The sequence below is a fragment of the Mycoplasmopsis fermentans PG18 genome (assembly GCF_000209735.1).
GTDB classification, from domain to species: domain Bacteria; phylum Bacillota_I; class Bacilli_A; order Mycoplasmatales; family Metamycoplasmataceae; genus Mycoplasmopsis; species Mycoplasmopsis fermentans.
This window is the reverse complement of the sequence record NC_021002.1, coordinates 860,691-878,131: the sequence shown is the minus strand read 5'-3', so window position 1 is coordinate 878,131 and position 17,441 is coordinate 860,691. Positions and strand designations below refer to the sequence as shown.

Genomic DNA, 17,441 nt, shown 5'->3' with positions numbered 1-17,441 from the left:
CAAAAAATCTAACCAAATGGTTAGACTTTTTTGATTATTATTTATTTTGGAATGATATTACTAATTTTTGATTTTTTCCTTTTATACGGAAAATAACTTCATATTCATCATACGTTTTTCTTACTGCATCAATTAAAACTAAATTATCAAGCACTTGTTGTTTAAGATGAGGATTACTTTCAATTTCAACATTTTTAAATTTTATAAATGATTTTATTTTAACTATTAATTCATTTAATTTTTCATGAGAATCAATTGAATAAAAATCTGTTTTATCTTTAATTAATGCAAATAATTCTTTTTGTTGAGCAACTGTAAAATTTTCAATTTCAGCTCAAATACCTTTAAGTTGTGAAGCTACTGGGCTTAGAAACTTATCTATATCAAAATCTAAATTAATTCCATCGGTTACATAAGGTAAACTATATCCATACATTTCTCTCATTTTGGTATCTATTACTGATATTTGAAGATTATTTAAACTATGACTAATAATTCTAACTTTAAATCTGTTGCCTTTATCTGTCGTTTTTGTATAATCAATTTCAAATACTTTTTCAAGATCTCTATCATGTAAATTTTCATCATAATACTTATTATCTTTTAATTTAATTCAATTATTTTTTATAATTTCATCAATAAATTTATTTAACTCATTGTTTGCAAAAACTTTAATTACATTTAAAACTTTCTTGTCAAATTTATTGCTATCAATATTAAATACATGTGTTTCATATCCAAATACCAATTTAACAACAACTTTGTTATTTACTTGATCATATGTAAATTCTACTTTGTCAAATCGATTAAGTCTTTCATAAACTTTAACATTTTCGAAAATTAACATCTTGAATAAATAAGCATTAATAAAGGAAATAGCTGAATCATGTTCTTTTATTTTAGCACCACCAACAGACATTAATTTTTCAAGGAATTCTAGTTTGTCTGCTTTAGATGACATAGCTTGTTCAACACCATATGCACTCATTAAGTTAATAAATTGTGTTTGAATTTCTTGTGAAATACCAATTGTTGCATCTTTTAATTCAGTTGATTTTGTGCTTAAACTTGGACAATGATTTTCTCTAATTTCTGAATCATGTTGATAAACAAATTCAAATTCATCTACAACTTTTCAAGCCTTAGCTTCTATTTTGAATATTTCAACTTGAATTTTAATTTTAGATTGATAGGCATCAATATTTGAGAATTCTTTAATTGTATATCTAAACAATTTTTGATCATCTTTAATCGCTTTGTTCTTTCTAGCTATTTCTGCTTGTTTGAAATATGAATTTAAAAATTTATTAAATTTAGAATCAAATTTATTATTTAAATAATTTTCAATATTTGTAACAATGATCTTTTTTGATTCTTCATCTAACAATATTGAATCATATTCTTTTTGTAGTTCTAAATCAGAAAGTACAAATTTGCTTATATCTTTTTTATTATCAGAAGTTTCTTTTTTAATGAAATCAAGTAAATAAAAGTTTTCTTTAATATTTGCTTCTAAATTGTGTTTAAAATCGTCTGTTTTAACATATTCTTCAAGTTTCGAATCTGTGAATGGAAAACTATTATTAATTTTTGGATCAAAGGTTTTTGGCGAATTAATTGAATTATGTGTTAATTTAATTGCTTCCAAGTCAAAATGATTATAGTCTGGTTCATATAATTCTAAATCTTCAAAAATTATTCTTGTATTTAAATTAAAATTATTTGATGAATCATAATATGTTTCAAATTTACAATTAGGAGCTAATTTAGCATAATTGCCTAAACTTCCACCAGAATCATAAGCATTAATATCTCATTCATTATCATAATAACTTTGAATTTCATTTAAAGCACTTTGATCTGTAAAATCTATTGCTTTAAATTTATTTGATACTGTATAAAAAAGATTACTACCATTCATTCAAGATTTTAATTGACGTCCTAATGATTCATTAAATGTATCAAGACTTTCATTTGGATTAATATAAGCTACCATTGACTTATTCAATCTGTCTACTAATTTAATAAGTGGATTTAAATCTTTAAAGTTATTAAATTGCAAGGTTCTAACTTTACTTATAACTCTTTGATTTTTATTGCTTCCATCTTTTTGATAACTAAATGTTACATCCGCTTCAAATGAATTAACATCTTTTTGACGATAATCAATAATATTTAAATAAACGTTTTCACTTTTTAAATCTGGTCATTCTTTTTTTAATTCAGCAATTGCATTTTTTCATTTTTTTTGTTCAAAAAATCCTATTTGTTTTTGTTTTAATTGAGAAAGAACTTTATGGGCATGATATTGTTGTAAGCCTTCTGGAAGTGAAAAGTCATAATTATCAATTAGTTTGTCCAAATATGCTTTTTCTGTTGTTTTTTCTGTAGCTAAAGTAATTTCTTTTGTGAATTCTTTTGTTGATATTTCATAAAATGACTTTTTACTTTTATCATCTAAATTACGACAAAGTTTAAATTTTAATTCTACTTTATCACCATTAATTGTGTAATCAGTTACAACAAATTTAGTTTTATTATATATAAAAGCTCGTTCCAATATGTTTCAACTATTAAGTGTTGTAATTGGATTAGATAAATCTTTTTTTGCTAATGATTCTAGTGCTGATTTTGTAAGATCATTAATGAGTCAAGAACTATATTTTCCATAAACTTGTGTTTTAAATTCTCCTGTGTAAATATCGAAGTTTTCTGGTTTTAGATAAAACTCTTTTGCTTTGTCAAAAATTGCATCTAATTCTTTAGATATTCTAAATGTTGGTCTTTTTTGTGTAGTGGGCATTGTTGCAAATACTCCGCTTGGTGTAACAGATAAATTTTGAGATTTTTTATTGTATAAAGCAGGTTTAAAACCATCAATAACAGTAACTTTTTTTATTAAACTATTTGTATTTTTATTTCAAAAACTTCAACTAATAATCACAGTTGAAACATTATAAATATTTAAAGTTCAAGATTCTAGGCTTAAATCATAAATAGATGAATCATAATTTTCAAATTTAACTAAATTCGCATTATATTCATAAATAGAAAAGCTACCTTTATCTTCATACGCAACATTTACAGCTTTTGCTGCATTAGCTACATCTATTAAATCAGGATTTTTAACACTATCAAATGGTTTGAAACCTTGAACTTTACAATAACCGTCAACAGAAATATTATTTGCTTTTTCTCTTAATTTAAACGATATATATAAATCGCCTGTTGCAGTATCCACTAGTTTGTTGTCGTAGTTGATATTTATTTCAAATAAGTCCTCATTAAAACCTGTAGCAACAAAATCACTAGCTTCAGTCTTATCTACTAAAACATCTTTTTTAAGAGCTGGATTATAATAATCAATTTTAACTTTTTTTACTTCTTTAAGTAAACTTTCTGAAGGATTATTAGCTGGAACTTTCCCTGGGTTTGAAGTAGTAGCAGATTTTTTGAATCCAGTTATTTCATAGGTATTTTCGTCACTTACAAGATTTGCAGAATTCTTAATTTTAAAGTAAATTTTTATTAAAGTTTCTTGCGCTTCAATTCTTCAATGTATTAATTCATATTTATTTAAATCTAAATTTGATACAACTAAATTTGATATGTTTTTAATATCCTTTGCAAATTTATCTTGTTTATTTTTAACATCAAAAACAATATTTTTTGCAAGTTTATTTAAATCAGCTTTTGTTTCTTCACTAGTTGGTTTACCGGTTGTTCCACCATTATCTTTACCAACACAACTACCTGCTACAAAAGCAAAAGGTAATGTACTTAATGAAGATAGGATTAAGAATAATTTTCTTTTTTTATTTTTCATGATTTCCTCCATTTTTTCTAAAAATCATTTAACTAACTAATTATTAGTTAACTAAATTATAATGTATTTTTGCAAAAAGTTTAAATTTTGTTTAAAAAATAAGTTTTTTTTGCACTTTTTGAATAAATCATTCTTTTAAAGCTTTTTAAAATTTCACTCATTTTTTGGCTCTTTAAGTAATTAATTTCACCTTATAAAAAAATAAGCATATTTTTTAAGAAAAAGTTAAAATTCTTGTTTTAAAATAATCATATATAAACAAAATAAGGAGTTATTATGTCAACACACATCAGCGCAAAAAAAGGTGAAATAGCAAGAATTTGTTTTCTTTCAGGAGACCCTTTAAGATCAAAATTTATGGCTCATAAATATTTAAAAAATGTAAAAGAAGTAAGCTCAGTTAGAAATGAAAATTACTACACAGGAGAATATAGAGGTATCAAAGTTACTTTTGGAGGACATGGAATGGGTATGTTCTCAATTGGAGCTTATGCTCATGAACTTTATAATGAATATGGAGTAGATGTTATTATTCGTTTAGGATCAACTGGTTCATATTATGACGAACACAATGTTATGGATACAGTAATTATTAATAGAGCTTTTAGCGACAACATTTCAATAGCTCAATTAATAAATAAAGAAAATACATATGAATACTTTCCAGACAAAGGTGTAACAGATGAATTAATTAAGGCAGCTAAAAAATTAAACAAAAAAGCACCAGTAGTTTCAGTACACTCAACAGATGTTTTCTATGCAACTAGACCTTTAGAGGAAACTAAGAAAGTATCAAAATGTCAAGTAGTTGAAGCAGAAAGTTATGCGCTTTTTGCAGAAGCTAAAAGAAGCAATAAAAAAGCCGCAACCATTTTACAAGTTAGTGACTCTTTAGCTAAAATGGAATTTAGTGATTATAAAACTAGAGAAACAGGATTTACAGAAATGTTCGAAATAGCTTTGGAAGCATTAAAAAATCTATAATGATTTTTACTAAAAAAACTATAAAAAAGCCGCATAGCGCGGTTTTTAATTTTTGATTTTTTTAGTGAATTGAACTCCAAAAGCTATTGAATATAGCAATAGTGAAGTGCCTGCTACAATTATGAAATTAACATATCATTGCATTTGATAATCGTTAAATTTGTAAAAACAACCCATTATTTTTTTAAATTGTTCTATGTGTGTTGGATCACTAATTAGACGATCAATAGCAGGTGAAACTAAGGTTTGTCTAAATAAAACATTAGCATGCGAAGCAGGAAAGCATTTAATAATTCATTGAAGCGCATCAGGCAGTGATTCCATTGTTGAATAACCACCAATTATAAAACCTGCTATAGATCCAATTAAAGCATTGATAGCTGCAAAAACATTATGTTTTTTAATGAAGTAAACAATTAAAAAGCTAAAACTACTTCCTATTAAACTTGAAACTAAAATCAATCCAATTACTTCAACAATTTGTAAAAATGATAAGAATTTTGCTCCAAAGCATAATGCATACACAAAACTAATAATAAATGATACAGTTGACATAATTACAGTAACAGCATAAATAGAAATAGCGTTTCCAATAATTATTGAAGATTTATTAACTGGCGAAGCATAAATGTCTTTATAGGCTTTTGATTCTATATCTTCAACCATGAAACTTGAAGCACCTAAACTAACTGTAATACAACCAATTGTCGTTGTAGTTGAAATCATTCATAAATTCATTATTTCTCTAGCGCTTTTGCTTTTATCTTCAATCACTCATCCTTTAAGTCCATCACTAATTGATTTACCTAAAAAAACTGCAACTATAAAGAAGACTAAAATAACACTTAATAAAGAAAAGAAAACATTAGTTTTGTCCATGAAATATTTTTTAATATTTCTTTTAATTATTGCACCCATATTATCTAATCTCCTTTCCAGTTATATTGATAAATACATCATCCATATCACCCTTTAAAACTTCGAAAGAAGATATCAAATCTTTAAGTTGATTTGCCAAATCTATAGCTTTAAACGAAGAGTCTAAATATATATCAATATAATCTTTAAATTCTTTGAATTTTAAACCTTTGTTTTTTAACAATTCAACTGTTTTAAAGTACTTTACATCATTTTCAAGATATACTTTTAACCTATCTTTTGTATATTCTTCTTTTAGTTTTGCAGGAGTATTCTTAGCCACAATTTTTCCATTATCCATAATCACAACATAGTCAGCTTTTTCAGCTTCTTCCATATAGTGAGTAGTTAAAAATATTGTTGTTTTATTTTTATTTTTTAATTCATAAATTAATTCTCAAATAAGCTTTCTAGTTTGAGGATCTAATCCTGTTGTTGGTTCATCTAAAAATAAAATTTTTGGATAATTTAATAAGGCTCTAGCTATATCCACACGACGTCTTTGACCACCTGAAAGTTTTTCATATTTTCTTTTCAAAATATCTTCAATTTGAGTATCTTTTACAACCCTTTCAAAAGCTGCTTTTATATCTGCTTTTTTACGATAATAATATGCTGCTCTAATTGTTAAATTATCTCTAACACTTAATTTTCGATCTAATACACTATCTTGAAAAACCACACCAATTTGTTTTTTGATTTCATCACTTTGTTTCTTTAAATCAAAACCACAAATTGTTATTTGGCCTTCATTATAATCATTCAATGTACACAAGGTATCAATTGTGGTACTTTTGCCTGCACCATTAGGCCCTAAAAATGCAAAAAGCTCTCCTTCTTTTACAATGAAAGAAATACCTTTGACAGCTTCAACTTTGCCATATGATTTTTTTAAATTTTCAACTTTTATTATTTCAGACATAAAAACCTCCTTAAAGTTATAAAGCATATTAATTATAAAAAAAATTTTTATAGTGTGGCATGGTTTTTACATTTTAGAAAACTTTTTTGCGTTTATTTTTAAGGCTTTTAATTTTTAATATATGATTATAAATATATAAGTAATTTAATGTTAATATTAATTATTTGGAAAGGGGTATTATGGCATATAAAGCACTTTATCGAAAATATCGTCCGAAGTCTTTTGATGATGTTAAGGGTCAAGATCATATTGTGCAAACATTAAAAAATATCATTTTAAATCACAAGATAAGTCATGCATACTTATTTAGTGGACCAAGAGGTGTTGGTAAAACTTCAGTTGCTAAAATTTTTGCTAATGTAGTTAACTGTGGTCATGGTGAAGATTTAACTAAACTTTGTGAAAGTTGTATTGAAAAAGCGGATCAAAATTTTGATGTTATCGAAATGGATGCTGCTTCAAATAATGGTGTTAATGAAATTAGAGATTTAAGAGATAAAATCCAACATTCACCAGCAAGTGGAAACTACAAAGTTTATATAATCGATGAAGTTCACATGCTTTCAAAAGGAGCTTTTAATGCACTTTTAAAAACATTAGAAGAACCACCAGCACATGCAATATTTATTTTAGCAACAACTGATCCTCAAAAAATACCTCTAACAATTCTTTCAAGAGTCCAAAGATATAATTTTAGGAAAATATCAAACCAAGTTCTAATTAACCAAATTAAAGAGGTCTTAGATAAAGAAAAAATTAAATATGAAGATTCAACCATAGCTTATATTGCAAGATTAGCAACTGGTGGTATGCGTGATGCACTTTCAATAGTCGACCAAGCTGCAGCTTATGGTAACGACAAAATATCGCTCAAAGATGTTATGTATGCTTTTGGAATTACTTCAAATGAAAGCTTAATTCAAATTGTAAACTACCTTTATCAAGGCAAAATCAAGGAAGTCTTAATTTTATTTAATAACCTTAAAAATGCGGGAATTGATTCAAATCAATTTGTTCAAAGCTTAATAGAATTGTTCAAGGATTACTTGATTTATGCAAAATCAAATGATGCTAATTTATTAGAACTTTTATCTCTTGAAGAATTAAATACTTTGAAAATTGATGTTAATTTTGCATTCAATTCATCTGAAAAACTTTATAAATTATTCAAAGAATTAATTTTTTCAGAAAACCCATTCCAATTAATCGAACTTTATTTAATTAAACTTAATCAAACTAATGAATTACAAAATAGTAAGGAGCAAACTATGTCAATTGATGTAAACAAAAAGAAACCTAAAAAAGATGACACAATCAAAACAGTTTTAAATCAAACTCAAGAATTAGTACTTGAAGCTAATCGTGACGCTGATGACAATTTTAGCCTAGAACAAGATCTTCTCAGTAGCAATTTTGAAATAGAAGAAGATTATGATGATGGTTTAGTAAGTACAGCAGAAATTCAACTAGATGATGAAATTCAAAATATGCCAAAACCAGTAGTAATCCCTGCTTTTGACTCAAAATACAAAAACTTGAAAACATTCAAATCAAACTTAAGTAAAAAAGATTTAATCAACTTACTTAAACAATCAACATTAACATTTTTAAATAGATACAAATCAAATTTAGATATTGTGATTAACACAGTTCAAAATCCAATTTACAGTGATTTAATTACAGTACTTAAAAAATGTAAAATTGCCGCAGCAGGCCCTAATTACATGATTTTTATCTCAAAAAATGTACCAGAATTAGTTTATTTACAAGAAAATGGTTACAACTCAAATATTCAAAAATTTATTCAAGATTACTTTGAAGATTACAAACACTTATACTGCATTATGAGTGATGATTACAAAGAAACAGCAAAAGATTTTGCAGCTAAAATGAAAGATGCAAAATTTGACACAAGCTTTACAGTACCAGGACCAGTTGTTTTACAAAATGTAAAGAGTCCAACAGGCAAATTATTTGATAAATTCAAAAAATAATTTTTAGTTTATACTAAATTTTATTTATACACTTTTAAGGAGAAATTATGGATCAAGCAATGTTAAGAAAGATGCAAAAATTGCAACAAGAAGTTCAAGAAAAAACTGAACAATTCATGGAAGAAACATTTAAATTAGAAAAACATGGAATTGAAGTTACAGCTAAAGGAAGCAAAAAAATAGTTTCAGTAAAAATCAAAGATTCTATTCTTTTAGACCCAGATGATGCTGAAACTTTAGAAGACTTGTTATCACTTGTGATTAATGAGTTATTTGACACAATTGATGAAGAACAAGAAAAATTAATGCCAGCTATGCCTGGTTTAGGTGGACTTGGCTTCTAATAATGAAAATTGAAACAATTGAAAAACTTAATCAAGTTTTAACAACAATTCCAGGAATTAGTAAAAAGCAAGCAGACAAAATGTCAAACTTTTTCTTAAAACAAGATCAAGAATATATTGACAATTTAGTTAAGTCAATTAATGATCTTAAAACCAACATTTCATATTGTTCTATTTGTAACTTTTTAAAAGAAGGTGGCAAATGTTTAGTATGTGATGATAAGAGCAGATACAACTTTTTAATGATAGTTGAAAATGCTGCAACTTTAAGAAAAATTGATGACATGAATTTTTACAATGGCTACTACTATGTTTTGCCTTATTTGTTTAATTTAAAGAATAATAAGGAAATTAAAAACTATGATTACAAAGAATTAATAAACTATATTCAACATAAAAAATTTGATGAAGTAATCATAGTTTTGAGCCCTTCTTTAGAAGGCGAAATGACAACAGGTCATTTATTAAAATTGATTAATAGCCAATTTAAAATTAAAGTAACAAGAGCAGCTATTGGCATGCCTATGGGTTCAAATTTAGAATATCTTGATACTTTCACAATCAAACAATCTATTGAAAATAGAAACAAATAAAACTTAAGGGAGGTTAATTATGTTTATTACTTTTGAAGGACCAGATGGTAGTGGTAAAACTACAATAATTAACCGCCTTATTATTGAATTAATTGAAAAATATCCAAAGCTTGCATTAAATTATGTTTTGACTCGTGAACCGGGTGGCAAAGACATAATTGAAGCAGAAAAAATTAGATCATTAATTTTGGATAAAGATTCAAAGCTTTCTTCAGTTTCTGAAGCTCTTTTATATACAACTAGTCGTCGAATTCATCTTGAAAGAGTAGTATGACCCGCTCTAAAAGAAAACAGACTTGTTTTGTGCGATCGCTATGTCGACAGCTTTTTTGCATATCAAGGTTATGCTCGTAATTTAGGTATTACTTTTGTTAAAAAACTTACTAATTTAATAATTGATAAAACTATGCCTGATATTACAATCTTTTTTGAAATCAAACCTGAAGAAAGTAAAATCAGAAGAGAACAAATAAGAATTGTTAGTGACAGATTAGACAGTGAAACCGAATTATTCCACCAAAAAGTTTACAAAGGTTATCATGAGCTAATTAAAAAAGAAAAAGATAGATTCATTGTTGTTGATGCTACAAAAAGTATTGAAGAAGTTTTAAAAGAATCATTTGAAAAATTAGATAAACATCCAAGATTTAAAAAATGAATTAAGGAGTTTAAATAATGGTTTCAAAAAATGTCATAACTATTTTAGAAAACTCAATAAAAAATAACAAACTTAGTCACTGTTATTTACTAAAAGCTCCTTCAGGTTTAAACATCGATGATTCAATTTTATACATGATTAATAAACTTTGCAACTCACAATTGCAATCTTTAGATCTTGAAACAATGCTGCCTAATGTTCAAATTTTTGAAGATAATGGCACTGAAAATAATCTTAAAAAAGATAAAATTGTGGCCGGCTTTGAAGAATCAAGTTTATCTTCATTTGTTGAAGGGCAAAAGAAGATAACTGTATTTAAAAATGTTGAAAATGCTTCTAAAGCTGCTCTTAATTCATTACTTAAAATAATTGAAGAACCAAGTGATAATGTAGTCTTTATTTTAACAACTAATAACATAACAAAAGTTTTAGAAACCATCAAATCAAGATCAATAACAATTAACATTAATGCGCCTTCAAACGAAGAGTTAGCAGAAGAATTAAAAGGTGAAAATTTAAAAGAAGAAGCTATATGATTTTATAGCCATATTTTTGCTGATTTAACACAAGTAAAAAAATATACAAATAATGAATCATTTAAACTAATTAAAGACTTGCTTGAAGCTATAGAAAAAAGTATTAAAAATCCTCATTATTTATATATTTTCTTATCTAGATTTACAAAAAAAGATAGCAAAGATACCTTTGTATTTTTGGCTATGGCTTTGCGTTTTGTTTTCTCTTGAGTATGAACGGCTGATGCTTTTTGTAGAAAAAATTATGCTAAATTATTAGTTAAATTAAAAAACATAAAATTTGACTTATTCAACTGTTTTATAGTAATAGACGACTTTTTAAAGATTCAAAATACAAATGCAAATTTCTTCTTACAAGCTGAAAAAATGTTAATTAAATTAGTGGAGTCTTATGCCTAAAATATATATTGTTGGAACACCTATTGGAAACTTAAAAGATATAACTTTAAGAGCTCTTGAAACTCTTAAGGCTGTTGATGTTATTGCTTGCGAAGATACTCGTGTTAGTGCTAAATTATTGAACCATTATGACATTAAAAAACGTTTAATTTCATACAACAAAATCAATGAAAAAGCAAGTGCCCAAGGCCTTATTGATTTAATTGAAAAAGATGACTTAAAAATGGCTTTAATTAGTGATGCAGGTATGCCTTTAGTTAGTGATCCGGGTTTTGAATTAATTAAACAAGCAAGAGAAAAAAATATTGAATTAGAACTAATTCCAGGAGTCAATGCAGCTATTAGTGCTTTTGCTTTTAGTGGACTAAGTAATACCTTTATTTTTATGACTTTTCCTAAAGAAAAAAGTGGCCAAAGATTAGAACAAGTCAAAAGCTTCACAAGTGAACATGCATATGTTTTTTATGTAGCTCCGCATAAATTAGAAAGTTTCTTAAAAGACATTGACTCAGTGTGAGGCAATCAAGCTCAATTATTTATGGCTAGAGAGCTTACTAAAATACATGAAGAATTTATTTATGCAACCGCAACTGAACTATTAGCAAAAAACAAAACTAGTCCTTTTAAAGGTGAGATAACTTTAGTTATCAAACTAAAAGAAATTAAAAAAGAGAAAATAAATAAATATGCTCACTTAAAATAAAATTATTCTTATATAATTAAAGTCAACTTAATTGTTTATTATTTTTCACATTAAATGATTATTATAAAAGGAGATAATATGAATCATATTAATATTTTTGCTCTTGGTGGGCTTGATGAAAATGGTAAAAACTGTTATGTTTTCGAATTCAATGATGACATTTACATTATTAACTCAGGAACTAAAATTCCAATCAACTCAAATAATGGAGTTGATACTTTAATTCCTTCTTTTGAATACTTAGAAAAACACAAAGATAGAATTAAAGGTATCTTTATTTCTGATGTTAAAAATGAATCGTTTAGTGCATTGCCTTGATTATTAATGAAAATTCCTAACTTAACAATTTATACTTCAGCATTCAACAAAATCATGATCATGGATCGTTTATCAAAATATAAGATTCCAACAAAAAACTACAAAGTTATGGTTATTAATAAAGTTACACCATTTAGTGACAAACTTTTTGTTAAGCCAATCGATTTAGCTGGTTCAATGCCAGGACACATTGGTTTTGACTTCATCACACCAGATGGAGATATCTTATTTATGTTTAACTTTGTCGAAGGTGACTTAGGAATTTATGGTAAATTAAGCTTTAATGAACTTAAACAAAGATTTACAAAACGTAAAATTTTAGCTCTAGTTGTTGACTCAGGTAAAGCAAACTTTGGTGGTAAGGCTATTGAAAAAATTGGTTTACCAGAAGGTATTAGAGATGTTTTTTTAGAAACCAAAAAGAATGAAAGAATAATAGTTGGTGCTTATGACGAAGAAATGGTAGCTATCCACAAAATTTTAGAATTAGCTCAAGAAACAAGTCGTCCAGTTGTAACTTATGGTAAAACTTATGGCCAAATATTTTATTTAATTAAAAAAGCTCATCCTGAACTTAAGTTACCAGAATTAATTGATTATCGTAATGCTAACAAAGTTAAAAATGCTGTTATTTTAGTAACTGGTGCTACTGAAAGACTTTACTCAAGATTTATTAGAATAACTGACAATAATGATGTTTTTTTAAAACTTCAAAAAAGCGATACTGTTGTAATGATTGCTCCTCCTATTAATGGACTTGAAAGTCTTGAAGCTTTAACTTTAGATGAAATTGCAAGAATTACTCCAAAAATTAGTGATGTTAATGCTAATGAATTTTATAGATGTCGTCCTGCTAAACAAGACTTAATTGATTTAGTTAATGCTCTAAATCCTGAATATGTGATTCCTGTGCAAGGACTTTATCGTTACTTAAATGAAGCTACTATAGCTATAAGTGAAAATACACAAGTGAAACAAAATCATTGTTTAGTTATGCAAAATGGAAAAATTGTTCACTTTATTGATGGCAAAATGTCAACAACCAAGGGCAAAGTTAAAGAAATTGGCGACACTATTATTGATGGTTTTGGTGTTGGCGATATTAGTACTGAGGTTATTAGTGAGCGTGAAGCTTTAGGTCGTGAAGGTGTGATTTTAGTGTCTTCTCAATATAATCCAAAAACAAAATTATTAACTGGTAAATTACAAATAAATTTTGTTGGTGTCATAAACAAAGAGGAAAAAAATGAAGCTAGCGACATAATCAAAAGCACAATTGTAAAATTAATTGAAACAGAAAGTTTTAATGGAATAAAAGATTTCCAAAATGAAGCTCGTCATGCTATTAGAAAAAGAATTTACAAAACTTTTGAAAAAGAACCAATAGTAATTGTAACATTGGCTCAAATTTAAAATCATAAGTTATAAATTTAGAATTTAAGCAAAAAATTCAAAAAATAATTTACAGAATACTTTTACTAGCCTTATTTATAAGTATAAAAGTATTTTTTTTATATATAAAAAGTTAAACATAAACTTTGTTTTGCAAAAGCATTTTTAATAACATTTTTTAAAATATAAAAGCCTATTTAGCTTAAATATAAATATCTATGTTTTATGCGTTTATGATGTTCTATGACGCTTTTTTTAAATAACCAATAATTTATCTTTTTAGTTGTTAATTCAGTTAAAAATGTGACGCAATTTTCATTTTTAATATAAAAATTAGTAAAAAATTTTAAATTTTTTTAATCTCATATTATTAATAACAAATTTAATATTGCCACATTATAATTTTGCACATATAAACTAAAAAATGAAATCACAAAACAAATTGCAATTTTTTCTTATTTTTTGCAAAATTTGCCAATAAAAACCAATTTTTGAGATATTTAAGCAAAATATCTATATAATGTTCAATATACAATTAAAAATAAGGAGATTATATGAAAAAGTCAAAAAAAATTTTATTAGGATTGAGTCCTATTGCTGCTGTTCTTCCTGCAGTAGCTGTTTCTTGTGGAAACAACGATGAATCCAATATTTCATTCAAAGAGAAAGATATTAGTAAATATACCACAACAAATGCTAATGGAAAACAAGTTGTTAAAAACGCTGAATTGTTAAAATTGAAACCAGTTCTTATTACAGATGAAGGTAAAATTGATGATAAATCATTTAACCAATCAGCTTTTGAAGCTTTAAAAGCTATAAATAAACAAACTGGTATTGAAATTAACAGTGTTGAACCTAGCTCAAACTTTGAAAGTACTTACAACAGTGCACTTTCAGCCGGACACAAAATTTGAGTACTTAATGGCTTCAAACACCAACAATCTATTAAACAATACATTGATGCTCACAGAGAAGAACTTGAAAGAAATCAAATCAAAATCATTGGTATCGACTTTGATATTGAAACAGAGTACAAGTGATTCTACTCATTACAATTCAATATTAAAGAATCTGCATTTACAACAGGCTATGCAATTGCAAGTTGATTAAGTGAACAAGATGAAAGTAAAAGAGTTGTTGCATCATTTGGTGTAGGTGCATTCCCAGGTGTTACAACATTTAACGAAGGTTTTGCAAAAGGCATTCTATACTACAACCAAAAACATAAATCAAGTAAAATTTACCACACATCACCTGTTAAATTAGACTCAGGTTTTACTGCTGGTGAAAAAATGAACACTGTTATTAATAATGTTTTATCTTCAACACCAGCTGATGTTAAATACAACCCACATGTTATCTTATCTGTTGCTGGACCTGCTACATTTGAAACTGTAAGATTAGCAAACAAAGGTCAATATGTAATTGGTGTTGACTCAGACCAAGGTATGATTCAAGACAAAGACAGAATTCTTACATCAGTTCTAAAACACATTAAACAAGCTGTTTATGAAACATTATTAGATCTTATTCTTGAAAAAGAAGAAGGATATAAACCATATGTAGTTAAAGACAAAAAAGCAGACAAAAAATGAAGCCACTTTGGAACTCAAAAAGAAAAATGAATCGGTGTCGCAGAAAACCACTTCTCAAATACAGAAGAACAAGCAAAAATTAATAACAAAATTAAAGAAGCAATTAAAATGTTTAAAGAATTACCAGAAGATTTCGTTAAATATATTAATAGTGACAAAGCTTTAAAAGATGGTAATAAAATTGACAATGTTAGTGAAAGATTAGAAGCAATTATTTCTGCTATTAACAAGGCAGCAAAATAATTAATCAAAAAAATGCTGGAAAATATCCAGCATTCCTAGATTGTAATCTGTAAGTTTACACCTAGAAATTTGGAATATCGCATGTCGATATTCCTTTTTAATTATTAATATTGTTATTATTTTTTGTCCAATAGGACAAATAAAAGTGAGGGCATTAGCCCTCCCTAAAATATTTGGCGACTTGTCGCCCTTTCTAAAATATTATTTTAATTTTCCTATTTTTTTGAAAAACAAATTTCTATTCTTGTTACTTTCTCAGTTTCTCTTTTGTTTTCCATATAATAATTTGTCAATACCTGTTGAATTTCAAGGATTTTCTGCATTCAATTTTTCGTACATTTCTAAAGCAGATAAATATCCAAAAATTTCTCTTGGACGATTGTTTATTTCATTTTGTACTTTTAGAATTTCTTCTTCAGTAATATCATCAAAATTAGTTTTTTTCTTAAAAAATCTTCTAACTAAACCATTGAAATTTTCATTTAAACCCCTTTGAAAAGAAGCATATGGATCAGCTTTATATATAAAAATTTTTAGTTTATATCCAATGAAAAATAATGTTGAAAATTCTAATCCATTATCCTGAGTTATAGATTTAACATTTAATTTATGTTTTCAAATAAGATTCCATAAATACAAATTCAAATTTCATGGATTTTTATTAGGAATTTTTACCAAAAACCCATATCTAGAGACTCTTTCGGTAAAACTAAGTAAATGACAATGTGTGCCTTTACTCTTGCCTATAATAAGGTCTATTTCCCAATGGCCGAATTCTTTTCTTTCGTTTATGTTTGCTGGTCTAGATCAAAAAGGTCTTACATAACGTGCGCCAACCAATCTTCTAGCAGCGCTTTGTTTCTCTCTTTTTCCACCTTTTTTGTAGACTTTTCTTAATAAACCTTTTCAGTTCAAAATTCAATAACCACTTTTTATTCAATTGTAGACTGTTTTAAAAGAAGGAACATCAATATTAGGATAAAGATTTTTTATTTTTTCAATTGTTAATTTGACAGTTCACAATTTGCCATCATATTCTTTTTTAAATAAAGAAGAAAATTCTTTATATTTATTTAAATTGTTTAAAAATTTAAAATGATTTTTTCACTTTTCTCTTGTAATTGTTTTTTCAATTGCATCTAAAGCAAAATAACCCCAAAAAGTAGAATTATTTTTTATTTCATTATTAATAGTTGTTCTTGAATAACCTAATATTTTTGCTATTTTTGTTATACTATAATTAGTTGCTCAAAGTAAGTATTCAAGAACAGTGCGTTCATTTCATGATAATTTTTTTTGCATTTCTTCATGACAGTCGCCAAATACTCTTTGGGTGACTTTTTTTATAAAAAAAACTTCACCCATTATAGATTCTATCTAAAATGTGTAAAGTTTCAGATTACAATGTAGCAATGCTGGAAAATATCCAGCATTTTTTATTTTAAATATGAAAAAAGTATATTTTTTTGTTAATTTTTGAAGAAATTAGATAAAACAGTTTTTCCGTTTTTGTCTTCAAATAAGATAAATAAGAGAAAAAAGGTTGTAAAACTGCCTAAGAAAAAAAGAGTTGGAAAACATAAAAGTTAAAGACCAAATTATTTAACTATTTATGACTTTGAGATGGATACGGTTCATGGGTGTAGAATGGATGAATATTTCATTTTGATTTTAATAAATAGATTGACTAGAGAAGTACACTTTAAAAAAAGATAAAAAAATTCTTTATCTACCAAAATAACTTTATAGGAAATCATATAAGAAAATAGCCTTAAAATCAATACATTAACTATTGATAATGGACCTGAAAATTATAGGCTAGATGAAATCGATGCCGTGGGCCAAATATATCATTGCGATGCTTTTTGTTCTTCATAAAAAGGTCGTGTTGAAAACTACAATAAATTTATTAGAAAATATATTCCAAAAGGAAAAACATTAGACAATTTATCAAATAAATATATTGCGTGAATTCAAAATGAAACTAACTCATTCATAATAGATAAAATTAAA

The 17,441-nt window shown here is 26.4% G+C and carries 13 protein-coding genes; 9 read left to right on the top strand and 4 right to left on the bottom strand.

The features are described from left to right. Positions 1–37: 37 nt before the first annotated feature. Positions 38–3,826, bottom strand: coding sequence for a hypothetical protein (locus tag MBIO_RS04930; RefSeq protein WP_041594255.1), 3,789 nt, complete (start codon positions 3,824–3,826; stop codon positions 38–40). 276 nt (positions 3,827–4,102) lie between these two features. Between MBIO_RS04930 and MBIO_RS03925 the strand changes: the two genes are divergently transcribed. Further along, on the top strand, positions 4,103–4,810 hold the full coding sequence (locus tag MBIO_RS03925) for a phosphorylase family protein (protein WP_013354980.1): 708 nt from the start codon (positions 4,103–4,105) through the stop codon (positions 4,808–4,810). 45 nt (positions 4,811–4,855) lie between these two features. On the opposite strand, the gene MBIO_RS03920 is transcribed toward MBIO_RS03925, so the two are convergent. Both MBIO_RS03920 and MBIO_RS03915 read right to left on the bottom strand, forming a co-directional pair. Next, positions 4,856–5,728, bottom strand: a complete 873-nt coding sequence (locus MBIO_RS03920; RefSeq protein WP_013354982.1) for an ABC transporter permease — start codon at positions 5,726–5,728, stop codon at positions 4,856–4,858. A 1-nt stretch (position 5,729) separates the two neighbouring features. Beyond that, the gene (locus MBIO_RS03915; protein ID WP_041594254.1) at positions 5,730–6,650 is read right to left on the bottom strand and encodes an ABC transporter ATP-binding protein; all 921 of its coding nucleotides are present in this window, start codon (positions 6,648–6,650) and stop codon (positions 5,730–5,732) included. A gap of 179 nt (positions 6,651–6,829) precedes the next feature. Here MBIO_RS03915 and dnaX point away from each other — a divergent pair, with 179 nt between their 5' ends. The 8 genes from dnaX to MBIO_RS03875 all read left to right on the top strand — a co-directional run bounded on the left by dnaX (position 6,830) and on the right by MBIO_RS03875 (position 15,428). Continuing rightward, a complete protein-coding gene (dnaX, locus tag MBIO_RS03910) occupies positions 6,830–8,644 on the top strand; it encodes a DNA polymerase III subunit gamma/tau (protein ID WP_013527161.1) in 1,815 nt (604 codons plus the stop codon). Positions 8,645–8,691: 47 nt separating this feature from the next. Further along, the gene (locus tag MBIO_RS03905; RefSeq protein WP_013354985.1) at positions 8,692–8,988 is read left to right on the top strand and encodes a YbaB/EbfC family nucleoid-associated protein; all 297 of its coding nucleotides are present in this window, start codon (positions 8,692–8,694) and stop codon (positions 8,986–8,988) included. A 2-nt stretch (positions 8,989–8,990) separates the two neighbouring features. Next, positions 8,991–9,581: a toprim domain-containing protein gene (locus tag MBIO_RS03900; protein ID WP_013354986.1), complete on the top strand. Its 591-nt coding sequence runs from the start codon at positions 8,991–8,993 to the stop codon at positions 9,579–9,581. Between the two features lie 19 nt (positions 9,582–9,600). Then, positions 9,601–10,257 (top strand): dTMP kinase, encoded by a 657-nt coding sequence (gene tmk, locus MBIO_RS03895; RefSeq protein ID WP_013354987.1) that lies wholly within the window; start codon positions 9,601–9,603, stop codon positions 10,255–10,257. Next, on the top strand, positions 10,257–11,174 hold the full coding sequence (locus MBIO_RS03890; RefSeq protein ID WP_013354988.1) for a DNA polymerase III subunit delta': 918 nt from the start codon (positions 10,257–10,259) through the stop codon (positions 11,172–11,174). Before tmk ends, MBIO_RS03890 begins: the two co-directional genes overlap by 1 nt. Further along, the gene (gene rsmI, locus MBIO_RS03885) at positions 11,167–11,877 is read left to right on the top strand and encodes a 16S rRNA (cytidine(1402)-2'-O)-methyltransferase (protein WP_013354989.1); all 711 of its coding nucleotides are present in this window, start codon (positions 11,167–11,169) and stop codon (positions 11,875–11,877) included. Before MBIO_RS03890 ends, rsmI begins: the two co-directional genes overlap by 8 nt. A 78-nt stretch (positions 11,878–11,955) precedes the next feature. Then, positions 11,956–13,608, top strand: a complete 1,653-nt coding sequence (locus MBIO_RS03880) for a ribonuclease J (RefSeq protein WP_013527162.1) — start codon at positions 11,956–11,958, stop codon at positions 13,606–13,608. A gap of 533 nt (positions 13,609–14,141) precedes the next feature. Continuing rightward, positions 14,142–15,428 (top strand): BMP family ABC transporter substrate-binding protein, encoded by a 1,287-nt coding sequence (locus MBIO_RS03875; RefSeq protein WP_015511198.1) that lies wholly within the window; start codon positions 14,142–14,144, stop codon positions 15,426–15,428. Positions 15,429–15,629: 201 nt separating this feature from the next. On the opposite strand, the gene MBIO_RS03870 is transcribed toward MBIO_RS03875, so the two are convergent. Then, positions 15,630–16,730, bottom strand: coding sequence for an IS30-like element IS1630 family transposase (locus tag MBIO_RS03870; protein WP_086558162.1), 1,101 nt, complete (start codon positions 16,728–16,730; stop codon positions 15,630–15,632). Positions 16,731–17,441: the final 711 nt, after the last annotated feature.